The organism is Rhizobium leguminosarum (assembly GCF_001679785.1).
Lineage (GTDB): Bacteria > Pseudomonadota > Alphaproteobacteria > Rhizobiales > Rhizobiaceae > Rhizobium > Rhizobium leguminosarum_R.
Genome location: NZ_CP016286.1, coordinates 1,923,451 through 1,939,020 on the forward strand (window position 1 = coordinate 1,923,451; position 15,570 = coordinate 1,939,020).

Annotated in this window: 14 protein-coding genes; 6 read left to right on the forward strand and 8 right to left on the reverse strand. The window is 60.5% G+C overall.

What is annotated here, in order from left to right; translation table 11 throughout:
* Positions 1-9: 9 nt before the first annotated feature.
* From BA011_RS09645 to BA011_RS09665, 5 genes are all read right to left on the reverse strand, one after another.
* On the reverse strand, positions 10-966 hold the full coding sequence (locus BA011_RS09645) for a DUF2950 domain-containing protein (protein ID WP_065280278.1): 957 nt from the start codon (positions 964-966) through the stop codon (positions 10-12).
* Positions 967-986: 20 nt separating this feature from the next.
* Positions 987-2,351 carry a DUF3300 domain-containing protein gene (locus tag BA011_RS09650; protein ID WP_065280279.1) on the reverse strand — a complete coding sequence of 455 codons (1,365 nt, stop codon included), beginning with the start codon at positions 2,349-2,351 and terminating at the stop codon, positions 987-989.
* A gap of 242 nt (positions 2,352-2,593) precedes the next feature.
* Entirely contained in the window at positions 2,594-3,619 is a 1,026-nt protein-coding gene (locus BA011_RS09655; protein ID WP_065280280.1) for a DUF2955 domain-containing protein, read from the reverse strand.
* Positions 3,609-4,715, reverse strand: coding sequence for an HlyD family secretion protein (locus tag BA011_RS09660; RefSeq protein ID WP_065280281.1), 1,107 nt, complete (start codon positions 4,713-4,715; stop codon positions 3,609-3,611). The genes BA011_RS09655 and BA011_RS09660 overlap by 11 nt, the downstream gene beginning before the upstream one ends.
* A gap of 152 nt (positions 4,716-4,867) precedes the next feature.
* A complete protein-coding gene (locus BA011_RS09665) occupies positions 4,868-5,125 on the reverse strand; it encodes a hypothetical protein (RefSeq protein ID WP_065280282.1) in 258 nt (85 codons plus the stop codon).
* A 146-nt stretch (positions 5,126-5,271) separates the two neighbouring features.
* On the opposite strand from BA011_RS09665, the gene BA011_RS09670 reads away from it, so the two are divergent.
* The 5 genes from BA011_RS09670 to BA011_RS09690 all read left to right on the forward strand — a co-directional run bounded on the left by BA011_RS09670 (position 5,272) and on the right by BA011_RS09690 (position 12,071).
* Positions 5,272-7,089 carry an adenylate cyclase gene (locus BA011_RS09670; protein WP_065280283.1) on the forward strand — a complete coding sequence of 606 codons (1,818 nt, stop codon included), beginning with the start codon at positions 5,272-5,274 and terminating at the stop codon, positions 7,087-7,089.
* Between the two features lie 299 nt (positions 7,090-7,388).
* Positions 7,389-8,648 (forward strand): alpha/beta hydrolase, encoded by a 1,260-nt coding sequence (locus BA011_RS09675; protein WP_186806530.1) that lies wholly within the window; start codon positions 7,389-7,391, stop codon positions 8,646-8,648.
* A 50-nt stretch (positions 8,649-8,698) separates the two neighbouring features.
* The gene (locus tag BA011_RS09680; RefSeq protein WP_065280285.1) at positions 8,699-10,855 is read left to right on the forward strand and encodes a mechanosensitive ion channel family protein; all 2,157 of its coding nucleotides are present in this window, start codon (positions 8,699-8,701) and stop codon (positions 10,853-10,855) included.
* A 56-nt stretch (positions 10,856-10,911) separates the two neighbouring features.
* A complete protein-coding gene (locus BA011_RS09685; protein ID WP_065280286.1) occupies positions 10,912-11,316 on the forward strand; it encodes a hypothetical protein in 405 nt (134 codons plus the stop codon).
* A 107-nt stretch (positions 11,317-11,423) separates the two neighbouring features.
* Positions 11,424-12,071 carry a MarC family protein gene (locus tag BA011_RS09690; protein ID WP_065280287.1) on the forward strand — a complete coding sequence of 216 codons (648 nt, stop codon included), beginning with the start codon at positions 11,424-11,426 and terminating at the stop codon, positions 12,069-12,071.
* On the opposite strand, the gene BA011_RS09695 is transcribed toward BA011_RS09690, so the two are convergent.
* From BA011_RS09695 to BA011_RS09705, 3 genes are all read right to left on the reverse strand, one after another.
* A complete protein-coding gene (locus tag BA011_RS09695; RefSeq protein WP_072638367.1) occupies positions 12,068-13,018 on the reverse strand; it encodes an IS481 family transposase in 951 nt (316 codons plus the stop codon). The genes BA011_RS09690 and BA011_RS09695 overlap by 4 nt on opposite strands.
* A 359-nt stretch (positions 13,019-13,377) precedes the next feature.
* Positions 13,378-13,863: a hypothetical protein gene (locus BA011_RS09700; protein WP_151343416.1), complete on the reverse strand. Its 486-nt coding sequence runs from the start codon at positions 13,861-13,863 to the stop codon at positions 13,378-13,380.
* 273 nt (positions 13,864-14,136) lie between these two features.
* The gene (locus BA011_RS09705) at positions 14,137-15,252 is read right to left on the reverse strand and encodes an IS630 family transposase (protein ID WP_065282351.1); all 1,116 of its coding nucleotides are present in this window, start codon (positions 15,250-15,252) and stop codon (positions 14,137-14,139) included.
* Positions 15,253-15,280: 28 nt separating this feature from the next.
* Here BA011_RS09705 and BA011_RS09710 point away from each other — a divergent pair, with 28 nt between their 5' ends.
* Positions 15,281-15,565: a LexA family protein gene (locus BA011_RS09710; protein WP_420493416.1), complete on the forward strand. Its 285-nt coding sequence runs from the start codon at positions 15,281-15,283 to the stop codon at positions 15,563-15,565.
* The last annotated feature ends 5 nt before the right edge of the window (positions 15,566-15,570 follow it).

The window sequence follows — 15,570 nt, forward strand, 5'->3', positions numbered from 1 at the left end:
CGACCGTGTTCAATCAGCAGTCACGTCCCAATTGTCACCCGGGTTGAAAGTCCTGACACCAGCAGCTATTTTTTCAGTCTCCCGGCCCAGATCGGCCTGGTAGACCGTACCGTTTGCGTTGACTGCGAATGTGTGCACGCCGGTTTCGCCATATCGGATCGGCCAGGCGATCAGTGCAAATCCAGCGATCATATTGCCGTTGATCACATAATCGAACTCTCCACCCGCGATATTCGGCCCTTGGCCGTCGATGATTCTGTAGCGATAGCCGTAGTAGCCCTCGCCGGCCTTGGCCTTATCAAGCGCCGCATTGTCTTCGAGAGCGTTGCCCGCCGGGCTATCTCCCTCGCCGAGATCAGGCGACCAATAGAGACCGTCAGTTTTGCCGTCGCCGCTGATCAGTTTCTGGGCATATTCCAGAACGCCGTCATCATCGTGGTCGGCGGAAGAATATTCCTTTTGGGCATCGACATAGGCCTTCATCGTGTCGATGGTCTGCAATTCGTTCTCGCCGACGCGACGATTGATGATCTCCTCGAACCCGGCATAGGTGTCGAAACCCCATTTGCCATCGTCGCCCTTCACGATCGGAAATGGTAGCGGCCACATTTTGTCGCCGATCTCGATGATCTTGCGGCCATCGACGTCCTTCACCACGACCTTCTTCTGTGTGCCCTCCCGGATTTGTGCATAAGTGTCCATCACCCCTTCGCCTGCCTTTGCTTTTGCTGCATCGATGCCGAGCAGCGCCGCGAACTTGTCGAAATCGTCCGCCGCCAGCGCCGCCTTGAAGGCGTCAACAGCTTGTTCCGGCATCTCGAATACGGGCGGATCGCTCTGCGAGGCAAAGCCCGAGATGACGGTCGCATCGGATGGCTCTGCTGCAGATGCCGGAACCGGATTGGTGGCGAGAGCCGCAAAAGCGAACACCGAACCCAGAAGCATGTTTCTGACTGAGTTGGTCATGACTTTCCTCCTTCTTCCGGTTATCGACGACGGCCGCCGCCACCACCGCCGCGGCGGATTTCTCCACCACCGCCGCGATTGCCGCCGGCCATGGCCTGTCTGCCGCGGTTGGACTGCATCTCAGCGCGCCTGCCGCTGTCGACCTGACCGAGGGCCGACGGCTTTTTCGGCCGGCTGTCGACCCGGGCCGCAGGCTTCGGCTTTGCGACCGGGCGTTTGGCGTTGACCCCGGGCCTTGCGTTTTCGGCAGCCCTGTTCGGCGTCCTTGCCTCGGGCCTGCGGTTCTGCGCAGCCTGCGCGCCCTTCCCGCTCCCGGGAGCCACTCCCGTATTGCCTGCCTTGTTGCGCGTAGCATTGACCCTGTCCGCATCGATCTTGCTCTTGCGGACATCGTTGACACTGACTTTGCCTGGCTGGTCGCGGACCGTGTTCGCACGGTCTTTGCCTCTTGCTCCGACCCTGTTGTTGCCGTTCGCCTCGATACTGGTCCGGAAGGAGCTGCGGTCGATCTTGTTGAACTGCGCGCTGTCGAAACCGATCTTGCTGCGGTCGACCTTCTTCCAGTCGACGTCGTTGATATTCACTTTGCCGTTGATGTTGTTGAAGCAGTTGTTGCAGTCGATATCGACGTTGCCGTTCCAGCGCCCGCCCCATACACCCCAGCGGTTCCAGTCGACGGCAGCCGCCCACACTGCTCCCGTCACCACGCCGGCAAAAAAGGTGGCGGTCGGATAGTAGTAGTTCGGATAGGGCTCTGAATAGTAGCCGATAGGCGCGGCCACATAGTTTGGTTCATACAGCATCTCCGGCGCGTATTGCGGAACGTAGATCTTGTCGGGACTGGCGGAGACGATCACCACATTGTCGTTCTCCTGGCTGACCTTGATCTTGTCGTCGGTCTTGATGATGCCGTCGGCGACCGCTTTGTCGCGCAGTTGCTGTATCGCGATTAGAACGTCCTTCTGCTGGTAGGAGAGCGCCTCTCCGAGCGACTGCGTCCAGTCCAGATCGTCGCTCATCATCGTGACGATCTGGGGATAGTTCAGCAGCGATACGATGCTGCCGTCCCACGTCGTCTTCGGCTTGAGCTCGGGCTGCTTCTTCAAGGTTTCGAGAAACCGGGCTGCTTCCACGACCTGCAGCGGATAGAGCGACGCCGATGTGACGAGCGCGACCAGTTCGTCCGGATAAAGTGCAATCCGCGCCACCAGGATTTCGAGTTCGTCCTCACTCAGCGGCGCCGGCGCGTTGTCTTCCGTCGCGACGGGACTGGAAGCGGCAGGCTCCTGGGCGGCGGCGGTCGGCATCAGATGTGGCGAAAATGGAAACTCTGCAAAAGGCAGGAACAGGCCCGTGGCGAGTAACAATGCATGAGGTCTAGCCATCTCAAATCCTCCTTGCGGTCAGACATGGTGTGTAGGCTGTCGGCTGCCATATATTCGATTGCTCTTATATTCTATCCTATGGCGAGGAATTAACAGCAAAAACGTCACGCGCGTCGTTCTTACATCAGCCTCTCCGTCAAGAACGGCCGATCCGGAGCGCCATTCCCACACTACCGCGGCTGCTCGATGCACGCAGGGAGGCGAGATTGCCAACCGGTCGATCTGTTGCGGCGAACGGATGGTCATGCCGATATCCTCTTCGTTTCCCTCGTTCGCGGCCACAGGATGACGGCAAACAGCAGCGCGTAGATCAAGGCCACTGCGACATAGACAATGCGGGTGGCGAAAGATTCTGCAGCACTCCCCGGCAGAGGCGACACCCCGAGGCCGAAGAGGATCAGGAAGGTTGTCAGGGCGCCGGCAAATACCGGTGCGTCCTTCGACCGGGCGGCCGCGCGCCCTCCGATGAAGAGGACCACGACGAGAACGATGAGGAAGATCGAGAGAAGATTGGGGCGCAGCGATAGCGCGGCATAGGCAATGGAGGCAAGCATACCGCCGAAGAGGTTGACGAGCACGAGCCCGATCGCCACTCGTGCGCTCGCGGCAACGTCGAGCTGCCCGAGCAGCGACGCCACGGTGATCGGAATGACCACCGCAACGGTCAGGTTGTCGCTCGTCAGGCAGATCACGACGGAGCCCAGAAGGATGACCGTGTTTGCCAGCGCCCGCCCCAGGGCCGGCGGCCGCTCGTCGATCCGCGCCTCGACCTCACGGGAGAACGGCTCGGGAAAGACCGCATAAGCGAGCCACATCAGAACCGTGCCCGACAACACCCCGGCGACCAGGATGGATAGGATGGAATTGGCGAGTTCCTTGTTCAGGATGCCGAGCAGAGGCACGATGATCGAAACGACGAGCACGAGAAAGACAGCCGCTCCTCCCTTTCCCGTCGACTGCGCGGCAAAGCACGCGAAATAGGTCAGTCCCAGGATCAGCAGAAAGGGCGCCGGACGGTCGCCGAGCACGTTGGTCAGAACCATCATTCCGATCCCGGCGATCAGGATGACCATCGCCGCGCCGACGGTCTTGCCGAGCGGCATGGGCCGCGAACTTCCGAGCAGAAACTGGGCGGCAAAGAGCGGGCCGAGGAAAGGTACGATGGCCCCGACATAGACTGCGAACGTGAAGCCGATGGAGACTGCGAACGCAACTCGAAGCCCCTTGCGTTTCTGCTCCTCGACCGCGGGGCTCCTCTCAGCTGACATAGGTCAGCACCGACATGATGCGGATCCAGAGCGAGCCCCAGGCATTGGTGACGGGGTTGTCGCCGGTGTAGATGACGACGGTCGCCTGTGAGCCGTAGCGCACGCCGCCCTTCGGCCTCTGCGCCTCGTCGATGATGAGCCGGACCGGAAAGCGCTGTGCCTCCTGGACCCAGCCGCTGTCGTTTCGGATCGTCGGCAATCCGGTGCTCGGGTCCGTGCTGCCTTGCGATACGCCAAACCCGACGCTCTCGACCGTTGCCGGAAACAGCCGGCCGGGAAGCGCGTCGAAGAGAATGTCCGCTCTGTTGCCGACAGCGACCTTCTCCAGGCTGTTCTCCTTGAAGGCCGCGTTGATCCAGATGGTGCCGGCGTCGATGAAGGTCATGGCCGACTGGCCGGCCGAGACCACCTTGCCGATGGTGAGCTGAAGGTTGGTGACCACACCGGCTGACGGTGCCCGCACCGTCGTCCGCACCAGATCGAGCTGTGCCTTCTCCAGTCCGGCAAGGGCTGCCCGCAACTGCGGATTGTTGTTGCCGGCCGGGCCGAGCTGCTCTTTTGCCTTGGCAAGGTCGGCCTGCGCCCCCGAGACGGAGGCTTCCGCCTGGTCATAGGCCGACTTGGCCGCATCGAACCTGGCCCTGGAAAAGACGCCGCGTTTCACGAGCTCGGTTGCCCGGGCAAACTGGTCGCGCAGATTGTCTCTGTCGGCCTGCACCTGAACGAGCTTGGCCTGTGCGGCATCGACGGTCGCAGTCGATGCCCCGATCGACTGGCCGACGCTCGCGAGCGCTGCTTCGGCTTCGTTGACGGCGAGTTCATAACGCTCGGGATCGATACGAAAGAGAACCTGATCGGCCTCGACCCGCGAATTGTCGGTGACGCCGACTTCGATGACCCGACCGGTGACTTCGGGGGCGATGCCGACGATATAGGCCTGGACCTGAGCCTGTGAGGTCGACGGCGTGCGCCGCTCCATGAAGATGGAGAGGACGAACAGGGCGAGCGCCAGCAGGACGACGATGAGCGCTATCCTGCGGAGTGGATTCCGAGGCGTTGGGGAAATGGCTGGCTCGTCCAAGTTTTCGGAAACCACGGCAATATCCTTCGAAGGCGTTTCGTTTCGTGGAAGCGCAAAGTTTCAACGCCGGACGTTTGTCGCGATGGTCGTTACCGGGCGATGGAACGCAAGTAGGTAACCGTAACATACGCCTCGCGATGGCTTGCCGCGGGCTTAGTCTGGCCTCGTCAGCGAGCGGTTCGCGATACCGAGGCGTCAAGCGCGCCTTCTATCTCCTTGGAGAGTTCTGCGATCAGTTCCTGGTATTCGACGACGCGCTCGTCGCGTTTCGGATCGGTTGAGACGTTCCATTTCTGCAGCGCCGATTGGGCGTCGGCAAAGTCCCTGCATATTTCCCGAAAATCCTCACTGCGGGCAGAGAGATCGTCGATCGCCTTGATCCTGGCTGGAAACTGCCGACGGACTGCGGTCACGCCTTCGTCCATGGTCCACTCCTTACCGGCATTCGAGACGTCGCCACTGCAACGTGTGCCAGATCCCGATCTTCATGGACGATGATCGGTTCGTGGAGTATGTTACCGTAACATACGGTCTGGCAGTGATGTGGCTCCACGGGGGATTGGGGACAGACATGCAGACATCGATACCGGCAGAGGGGTCTGCTGCACCCATTTCTTCAAGGCCGGCGCCTCAAGCCGATGATATCAGCGAGCAACTGGAACGTGTCGTCTCCAGCCCTGAATTTCCAGGCGTCGGTCGCGCGGCTGCGTTTCTCCGCTATGTCGTCTCGGAAACCCTCGATGGTCGGGGCAACCGGATCAAAGCCTATTCGATCGCGATCGAGGTGTTCGGCCGGGATCCAGGCTTCACCCAGGACGATCCAGTGGTCAGGATCGAGGCCGGACGGCTGCGGCGGTCGCTCGAGCGCTATTATCTCGTCGCCGGGCAGCATGACCCGGTCAGGATCGACATTCCCAAAGGCGGGTATGTTCCAACCTTCGCCTGGTCCTGTCCGGCATCAGTCGACATTGGAGACGAAGACGCTGGCGAAACCTCACCCTCTGAGGTCCGTCCCGGACGCTGGTGGCCTGCAAGGCGGGTCTTGTTGCCGGGTGCTGCTGCGTTCGCTGCAGCGGCTATTTCGCTCTATTGGATCGGGACGCGATCTGCTCCGTCGCCCGAACGCGTTGCAAGCCTGTCGCCCGATCGGCCTGCCCTCGTGGTGGCTCCCTTTGCCAATCTCGGCGAAGGGCCGGAGGCGCAGCTCTACACGGCCGGCCTGACCGAGGAGCTGATGACCATCCTGCCACGGTTCAAGGAGATCAAGGTCTTCGGCCGCGAGACGTCCAAGTCCCTCCCCGCGGATGTGGGCGCATCGGAGGTCCGGGCCGAATTCGGCGCACGTTATCTCCTTGCCGGCGGGGTACGCACGTCGGGCAAGCGCCTTCGCGTGACGGCGAGGCTGCTCGATACGTCGGACGGCGAAATCCTCTGGTCGGAGAACTATGACAATGATCTCGCATCGGGAGACCTGTTTGCGATCCAGACGGATGTCGCCAGAAAGGTCGCGACCGCCATCGCCCAGCCCTACGGGGTCATGGCACAGATCGACTCCGCCGGTCCGCCGCCTGATGATCTCGGAGCGTATGAGTGTACGTTGCGCTTCTATGCCTATCGTTCGGAACTGAGCGCGGAAGCGCATGCGCGCGTCCGGGATTGCCTCGAGGCCGCGCTCGCGCTGTTTCCGAGCTATGCGACCGCCTGGGCGATGCTGTCGATCGTCTATCTCGATGAGGACCGCTACAAGTTCAACCCGACACTAGGCCAGGACACAGCCATACAGCGTGCACTCCATGCCGCCAGGCGCGCAACCCAGATTGATCCAACCAATACGCGTGGGCTCCAGGCGCTGATGACGGCGCTGTTCTTCGACCGGCAGCTCGCTGAGTCGCTTCGTGTGGGCGAGCAAGCGCTCGCCACCAACCCCAACGACACCGAACTGATGGGCGAGTTCGGAACCCGGCTTGCGATCGCTGGCCAGTGGCAACGTGGAGCAAGCCTGCTGGACGAGGCCATCGCGCTCAATCCAGGCAGCGGCGGCTTCTACCACGGAACGCGAGCCCTGGCCGCCTATATGCTCCGCGACAACCAGACCGCCGTGCTGGAGATCAGACAGGCGAACATGCAGAAGTTCCCTCTCTTCCATGTTGTCGCCGCCATCATCTACGCAGAGGCTGGCATGATGGACGACGCCCGCCGGGAAGGACAGGTGTTCGTCAGCATGCGACCTGACTTCCTGCCGAACATTGTAACGGAACTCGCAATGCGCAACATGCAGCCCGAAGATCGCGATCGTCTGATCGAAGGACTTCGCAAGGCGGGGATGACGGTGCCTGATCCCGATGCAATCGCGTCGACCGCCGCCACCTCGGACCTGCAACCCCGCTGATACTGTCTTCCCGACCGTAACATACCCGATCATACGGGCACGCCATCTCGTCTTCGCATAGTCTGACCTCAGTGCGGACTTCGACCGCCGCGGCGTGCGGCGTCGAGGCCTGTACGAACTTGACAGGGCTATGAGGAACGCCAGTGAGCACAGCAAAATGTCTTGACGGCCGAATTCAACCAAGCCTTTCCCTAGCGCAATTCCAGCAAAAGTGCGCAGCGGTTTTGCGTCCGGAATTGCGTGAAAACAAAAAGACAGAGCATTTCCGTGGCTCGGAGAAACCAGGAAATGCTCTGGGTTTGAAATGGATCTCGGCTCTGCTGCTGCTCTGCGCATTGGCCGGATGCGGAGGCCACCCCAAGAACGTCCTCATCCCGGTTGCCGATAGCGCGCCGAACGCCACCAAAGTGCACATGTTGGTGACCACGACGCGCAGCCGCTCCACCATCCAAGGCGAAATGTTCACAGGCGAGCGCGCACTCGCCCCAGCCTTTGCCGACATCACAGTATCCATCCCGCCTGCGAACGTCCGCAAGATCGGCGAAGTCGCCTGGCCGAGAAGACTTCCATCCAATCCGGCCACCGACTTCGCAACCTTGAAAGCCGAGGAGATCACGCGCGACGACGCCAAGAAATGGCTGAGCGCCTCTGTCAGGAAGAGCCGCGACCGCAGCGTGCTGGTGTTCATCCACGGCTTCAACAACCGTTTCGAAGATTCCGTCTATCGCTTCGCTCAGATCGTCAAGGATTCCGGCGTGCGTAGCGCGCCCGTGCTGGTGACATGGCCGTCGCGCGGCAGTCTGCTCGCCTATGGCTATGACAGGGAGAGCACCAACTATACGCGCAACGCATTGGAAACGCTCTTCCAGTATCTCGCGAGGGATCCAGAGGTGAAGGAAGTCTCGATCCTGGCGCATTCCATGGGCAACTGGCTGGCGTTGGAAGCGCTTCGTCAGATGGCGATCCGCAACGGCCGCCTCCCTGGCAAGTTCAAGAATGTCATGCTGGCCTCGCCCGACGTGGATGTCGATGTCTTCCGCCAGCAGATCGTCGACATGGGCAAGCAGCATCCGAATTTCACCTTGTTCGTTTCGCGAGACGACCGCGCGCTCGCGGTATCCCGCAGGGTATGGGGCGACGTCGCCAGACTCGGCGCCATCGATCCCGAGCAGGCCCCCTACGAGAAGGAACTGGCCGACAGCCAGATCACGGTCATCGACCTCACCAAGGTCAAGGCCGGAGACAGGCTGAACCATGGGAAATTTGCGGAATCGCCCGAGGTCGTTCAGCTCATCGGCGCGCGCATTTCCGAGGGCCAGACGCTGACCGACAGCAAGGTCGGGCTCGGGGACAAGATCCTCGCCGCGACGACGAGCACGGCGGCCGCCGCGGGCAGCGCAGCCGGCCTGATCCTTGCCGCCCCGGTCGCCGTGGTCGATGCGGATACCAGAGATAATTACGCCGGCCAGGTCAGCGGCCTCACGGGTCCCGTGGGTACGCGACCGAAGACGGCCGAGTGCACTGCCGCGGGCCGATCGAAGGAGACATGCAGGCAATAACGCTTCAGCAACCGGCAGACGCAACAGCTTCATCGAGATCAGGATAGACGATGCCTTTACTTTCCAAGATCCGCCTGGTCGGGCCGCTTCTCATCGGGGCCACCCTGGTATCCATTCTCTTTTGTGCCTCCATTGCCGCGGCGCAGAGCACGACGCCTGCGAGCCCGCAGCCTGAAAGTGTCCAGCGCTTTATCGGCATGTTCTCGGATCCGGATGTCCAGCGCTTCCTGCAGCAGCAATCGGAAGCAGCCAAGACCGTGACGGAACCGCCTGTCGCAACGCCGAACGGCGACCCTTCATTCTCGGAATTTGCGATGCGGTTCCGTGTCCACGCCTCCAACCTTCTCGGGGCTATCCAGTCCTTTCCTTCGGAGACGATGCGTGGTGCGGCCATACTCGACCAAGACATCCAGGCGAACGGCGGGACGCGGCCGATCTTTCTGGTCGCTGCCTTCGTCGCCGTCGGGCTGGCTGCGCAATGGCTGTTCTGGTGGATCAGCGCCGGCTGGCGCTCCTGGATGACACGCGCGCCCTTCGCCACGGTTCGCCAGAGGGTGATCGCACTGGCCGCGAGGCTTCTGTGGGCGGCATGTTTCGTTCTGTCGTTCGGCCTCGGCAGCATCGGCTTCTTCCTCTTGTTCCAATGGCCGCCGGTCGTTCGGGAAATCGTCGTCGGTTACCTCTTTGCGATCGTGATCTTCCGTCTGGCGAGCGCGCTTTTCGACGTGCTTCTGGCGCCGCGAGCAGAGGAAGAAGGCCGGTTTCGTGTCGTACCGATTACGAGGGATGCCGCCGGCCACTGGGCGAAACGCCTCGGCTATCTCGTCGGCTGGTATGCCTTTGGCTGGGTGACCATCCGCTTGCTCGGTACACTCGGTTTTTCCGTCCCGGCCCGGCAACTCGTGGCCTATGCCCTCGGCCTCGTGCTGCTCGTCATCGGCATCGAAGCCGTCTGGAGACGTCCGTCCGGATTGACGGCCGACCAGGCCAGCCGCATCGGCCCGCGAGCGCGGAACTGGCTCTGGACGGTCTACTTCGTTGCCGTCTGGCTGCTGTGGGTGGTGGGAGCGATGAGGCTGTTCTGGATCGCGGTGGTCTGTGCCGCACTGCCCGGCGCCATCGCCCTTACCAAGGCGTCGGTCGACAATATCCTGCGCTCTTCCCATGACGATGAGGACGGCCATAAGAGAGGCACCGTCGTCTCGGTGATCGTCGAGCGCGGCATCAGGGCGGCACTGATCGTCGGCGCCATCATTCTGCTGGCGAGCGCCCTGGATATCAGGCTGACGCAGATGACGATGCAGGATTCTCCGCTTCTGCGCCTCGTGCGCGGCCTCCTCAGCGCCGGCATCATTCTGCTCGTCGTCGATCTCGCCTGGAGCGTCGTGAAAGTGCTGATCGATCGCAAGCTCGGCGACACCGAAACCGTCCTCGAAGTCGGCAGCGAACCGGAGCGGCGGCGCACACGTCTCAGAACCCTGCTGCCGATCCTTCGCAATTTCCTGATGATCCTCTTCGTCGCCGTCGCGATCATGATGGCACTGTCGTCGCTCGGCGTAGAGATCGGCCCGTTGATCGCCGGCGCCGGCGTGGTCGGCGTCGCGATCGGTTTCGGCGCGCAGACGGTGGTCAAGGACGTGATCAGCGGGATGTTCTACCTGCTCGACGACGCTTTCCGGGTGGGCGAATATATCCAGAGCGGCAGCTACAAGGGCACCGTCGAATCCTTCAGCCTGCGATCAATCAAGCTCAGGCACCATCGCGGCGCGGTCTATATCGTCCCCTTCAGCGAGCTCGGTGCCGTGCAGAACATGAGCCGCGACTGGGTGATCGAGAAGATGACGATCACCATCACCTACGATTCCGACATCGAGAAGGCCCGCAAGATCATCAAGAAGATCGGCCTGCAGCTGTTCGAGGATCCAGAGTTCAAACCGACGACGATCGAGCCGCTGAAGATGCAGGGGATCGACAGCCTGGGCGACTCCGGCTTGCTCCTGCGCATGAAGGTCATGACGCTTCCCGGCCAGCAGTTCACGCTGAAGCGGCGGGCTCTGCGGATGATCCATGAGGCGTTCAACGAAAACGGCATCAAGCTCGCTGTGCCCACCGTTCAGGTCTCGGGCGGCAAGGACGACGCTGTCGCAGCCGCTGCCCAGCAGACGCTCGCGGCACAGAACGCAGCCGCGGCCGCAAACCCGGCCTGAGGGCGGCATCTTCGAGGCAATGAAAAACACGGACGAGAGCAATGGGAGGAAATGAAATGAAGATCCTGGTCATCCTGTCGCACATGCTTGCGACACTTGCCGTCATGATGACGGTCAGCGCGCCCGCCCTCATTCCGGTAAAGGCTGAAGCCGCCCGTCGTGGCGTCGCGGCATGCGGTCCGAGAGGCTGCGGCGCTGCTGCCTGCGGACCACGCGGATGCGCTGCGGTCGGACGCCGAACCGCTCCCGTCGTTCGCCCGCCCGTCCGGCGCGGCGTCGTGGTCGTCACCCCTCGCCGCTATTGGCGTCCGGGCACCGCCATTGCCGCGGGTGCTGCCATCGGCTTCGTCGCCGGAGCTGCCGCCGTCTCGCTGGCAGGTACGCCGCCGCAATCCGGCCAATGCTGGTACTACACCTCGCCCGCCAAGACGACGGGCTTCTGGGACGTATGCCCGCGCTGAGTGCTCGCAGAAAAACTGGCGAGTTCGTTTGGTTTCTCTTCGTCACGATCCTCCCCCGGGCCGGGAGGGTCTCGATTTCCGCGTCACAAATTTAGAGGGCACGTTCCATGGATTTCACAGTCATCGATGCCGCACTCGTCGGAAAACTTCTCCTGCTGCTTCTGATCGGCATGGGGCCGAAGATCGCCCTGGTGCCGTTTCTGGAAAAGACCCACGCCTTCGATACCGAAACCAAGGTGCGCATCGGCCGCCAGATGGTCCTGATCGCCGTCGTCACGGCTTTGATCCTTTTTGCCACCGGCGCTTTGCTGATGCGGCTTCTCCACATCACCGGCGGCGCGGTCGCCGTCGCCGGCGGCATCATCCTCGCGCTGATCGCGATCAAGATGGCATCAGGACCGACAGAAAAGCCGCATGACGACATTGCGGCGCCCGTCGATCCAGACAAGCTGGCCGTATTTCCGCTTGCGGTCCCTTACCTGCTCAATCCTGTCGGCATTACGATCATCATCATCGCCTCCGGTGAAGTCGTCTCGATCGCCAGCGCGATACTCGTCATTGCCCTTATCCTGATCGTCGGCGCGTTGGACTATCTGGTGTTCACCAACATCGACAAGCTCGCCAAACGTATGAAGCCAGTCACCATGATCGTCTCGGAGGTCGTCTTCGGCATTCTGCTGACAGCAGTCGCAGTCCAGCTGATCGTCGTCGGGCTTGGCAATCTCGGGATCATCACCCCGACCGCTGCACACTAGGTGTTTAGTCCCGGCATTTGATGGATAGGATCGATGATGAATCGATCTGGCTCGGAAGTCCACCTTTTGCAGATGAACTCGTAGGGGGTGAGGCCCTTTAGTGTCTTGAGCCTGCGCCCAAAATTGTAGGCGTCGATGAAGTCGGCGAGATGCTTTTTCAGTTGTGCGTGATCGTCGTAGTGGAAGCGCTTGACAGTCGCTTCCTTGATCGTCCGGTTCATCCGCTCGACCTGCCCATTGGTCCATGGGTGCTTAACCTTTGTCAGGCGATGCTCGATCTCGTATTCCTCACAGACTCGGTCGAAGATGTGCTGGAAGGCATTTTGGTCACAGGCCCGGTTGGTGAACTGGATGCCATTATCGGTCAGGATAGTATGGATGGTGTAGGGCACCGCCGCGATCAGGTTGCGCAGGAACTGGGCGGCATTCATCTTGCCAGCTTTGGCATAGAGCTCAGCGAAGGCGAACTTGGACGTGCGATCAATCGCCACGAAGAGATAGAGCTTGCCCTCAGCCGTCTGCACCTCGGCAATATCGACGTGGAAGTAGCCGATCGGGTAGCTTTTGAACTTTTTCTTCGGTTCTTTGTCGCCTTTCACTTCCGGCAGGCGTGAAATGCCGTGGCGCTGCAGACACCTGTGCAGGGACGAACGTGTCAGATGCGGGATCGTCGGTTGAAGGGCATAGAGGCAGTCATCAAGAGGCAGCAATGTATGCCTGCGAAAGGCGACGATGACGGCTTCTTCTTCAAGGGAGAGGATTGTCGAATGCGGGTCCTTCGGGCCTGTCGGAAGATCGGCCAATGATGTCCGTCTCTTCCATTTGGCTATTGTCTTCTGATTGACCCCATACCGCTTTGAAAGCGCTCTCAGGCTCTCTTCACTATTTTGTATTGCTCGACGGATTGCCTCTGTCGTTGTGGCGCTCCCGTGTAGAACCTGGCCCATAGTGCCTCCCTCCATTCTAAGGAAAATAATGCACCATCAAATGCCGGGACTAAACACCTAGGGCGGGGTGATTTCAGGTCCGTTGATACAATGATGCCCTGCGTCGATCTGGCCTTCGCGGCCTCGACCGGCATTCGCTTAGCACCGCAACGACAATGATCGCCCCAATCATTCAAAAAGGGATTTCACCCTCCAAGCTGGCTTCTCCCCAGGGTGCAGATTTGTGATTCCCTTGCGCCAAAAGTCTGGGGATCAAGACCGTCGCAGCCCCGCACGTGTTGGAACCAATCTAAAGCGATTCCCACAAGTCTCGATACAATAAAGCAGTGATACCAAGATTGCGATTCTCAGAGCCTATTTCAGGCCAAACGGCTACCGTAGTATTGCTCGACGTCGATACGTGATCGAACGAAGGAGCCAAGGCGGATAGCGGTAATCCCTGCTTTATTTAACTCGCCTCCAACAACGTTTGCCAGCGTAATTTCCCCGTTCACCTGGAGCCTAGCCGCAACCTCTTTTGGCGATATGAACTTTCTACGAAAATCCCATATTTCGGCCATCGATATCCTACCGCTTGATAGAAATCCGTACGCGACAAGGTTCGAAATTTGGGGGCCGCTCATGCCTAGGTAAAACCCTGCTTCACCACCGGTTATCTCCGCAGAGGAGCCGTCGGGTCCTGGTGCCAGATCAGCAAAAAAAGCTTTCCAAACTTCAAAGTCACCGATGACAAGACCACGGATGTAGGGCGAATTCACTGATTTTCTCAATGTCGGAAGGGTCTGGCCCAGTATTCCCTGCAGCATCTGCGGCCAGGGGCTGCCGGGAAGGTGATAAAGCGCCAAAACAATATCGCTAATGGAGAGCGTCCGCTTCTTGCCCCTCGTGCGTGGAACCTCGATTGAAGTGAGTTCGCAGACAGATCGTGTGGTCGCGTGCCAGTTTCTGGCGAGCAATTGGTCTGGGCACCTGAAACCTGAAGCGTAGCATGCGAGCAAGGCGCTCACAGGGAGGCCCGATTTCGCGCTCTCTTCGCGAACCAGTTTCGATGCGTGAGCATAACGGGAGAGGTCATGCCACGATACGGGCGGTGACGTACTAGTACCACGCCACAGAGATTATGACTCTTTGACGGGGTAAGCTTTACGGAGCTTTTTGCGGGCATTTTCGGTTGTGAACATCCATTGGATCTTTGCGCCGTGGGCGTTGCGTTGCTGCTCCCAGGCTGCGACTTCGGCGATTATGGTGTCTTTGTTGTCGATACGACGGTCGAGGCATTGGCTACGCAGGACACCGATCTCGATCTCGACCATGTTGAGCCAACTGGCGTGCTTGGGCGTGTGGTGGAACTCCAGTCGCTTCAGCACCCTTCGAGCTTGCGGGGCGGGAAATGCGTCGTAAAGCGCCCCGGCGGAATGAGTGGAGAGGTTGTCCATCACCACGCGGATGATCGGCGCGTCGGGATAATCGACGTCGACCAGTTCGCGCATGCACTCGGCGAAGTCTTGGTTGGTTCGCCGATCGGTGACCTTCACCCTGCGCCAGGGCCGGTGGGCGTCCATGAAGACAAACAGATTGACCGTGCCGTTTCGGCGATACTCGCAATCGTAGCGTTCAAGCTGGCCAGGCTTGGCCGCAATGGGCTCGCGCACTTCGCCGATGAGTTGGGTCGGGCTCTCGTCGAAGCAGACCACGGGCCTTTGTGGATCAGGCGTTTCTGCGTAGAGGTCGAGAACATCCTCCATGCGCGCGACGTATTCCCCATCGATCTTTGGGATGCACCACATGTCTTTGCGCCAAGGCTTGAGATGGTTCTCAGCCAGCCGGCGACGCACGGTCTCCGAGGACAACTGGTCATGATCGGTGAGCCGGACCATCTCATCTGCCAGAAGCTCCAGGGTCCAGCGGGCTCGCCCGGGCGGCGGCTTTGAGCAGGCGGTCGCTACCAACAGCGCCTCCTCCTTGCTCGATAGCTTGCGCTCAACACCCGGGCGCGGTTCTTCGCTGAGCGCCCCTTCCAGATTGGCTTCCACAAACCGGCGTTTGGTCCGGTAAATCGTCGATCCGCTGACGTTCAAGGTTGCCGCGATCACCTCGTCGCTGAAGCCTTCGTTCGCTGCGACCAGGATCTGGGCGCGCTTGATCTTGCGCGACCTGTGGCACCCCCCGCTCAACAAAGCGGCCAGTTGGTCACGTTCCGATTGGCTAAGCTCTATGTGAAACTTTATATTCATCGACACCTCCTTCAGCGTGGAGACGCAGATGAATCCCAAAATGAGTCCCTCACTTGACCCGCAAGCCGCAACGGCAAGACGGGGCCTTACGCAGATCCAAGGCCAGTACCTGGCCTTCATCTACGCCTACAGCCGCATCTTCAAACAGCCTCCGGCCGAAGCCGACATGCGTCGCCACTTCGGCGTTACGGCTCCGTCTGTTCACCAGATGGTGCTGACCCTCGAGAAGGCGGGTTTTATATCTCGCGTGCCAGGCGCCGCACGCAGCATCCAACTTCTCATCCCACCAGAAGCCCTGCCAATTCTACGATAAGACAA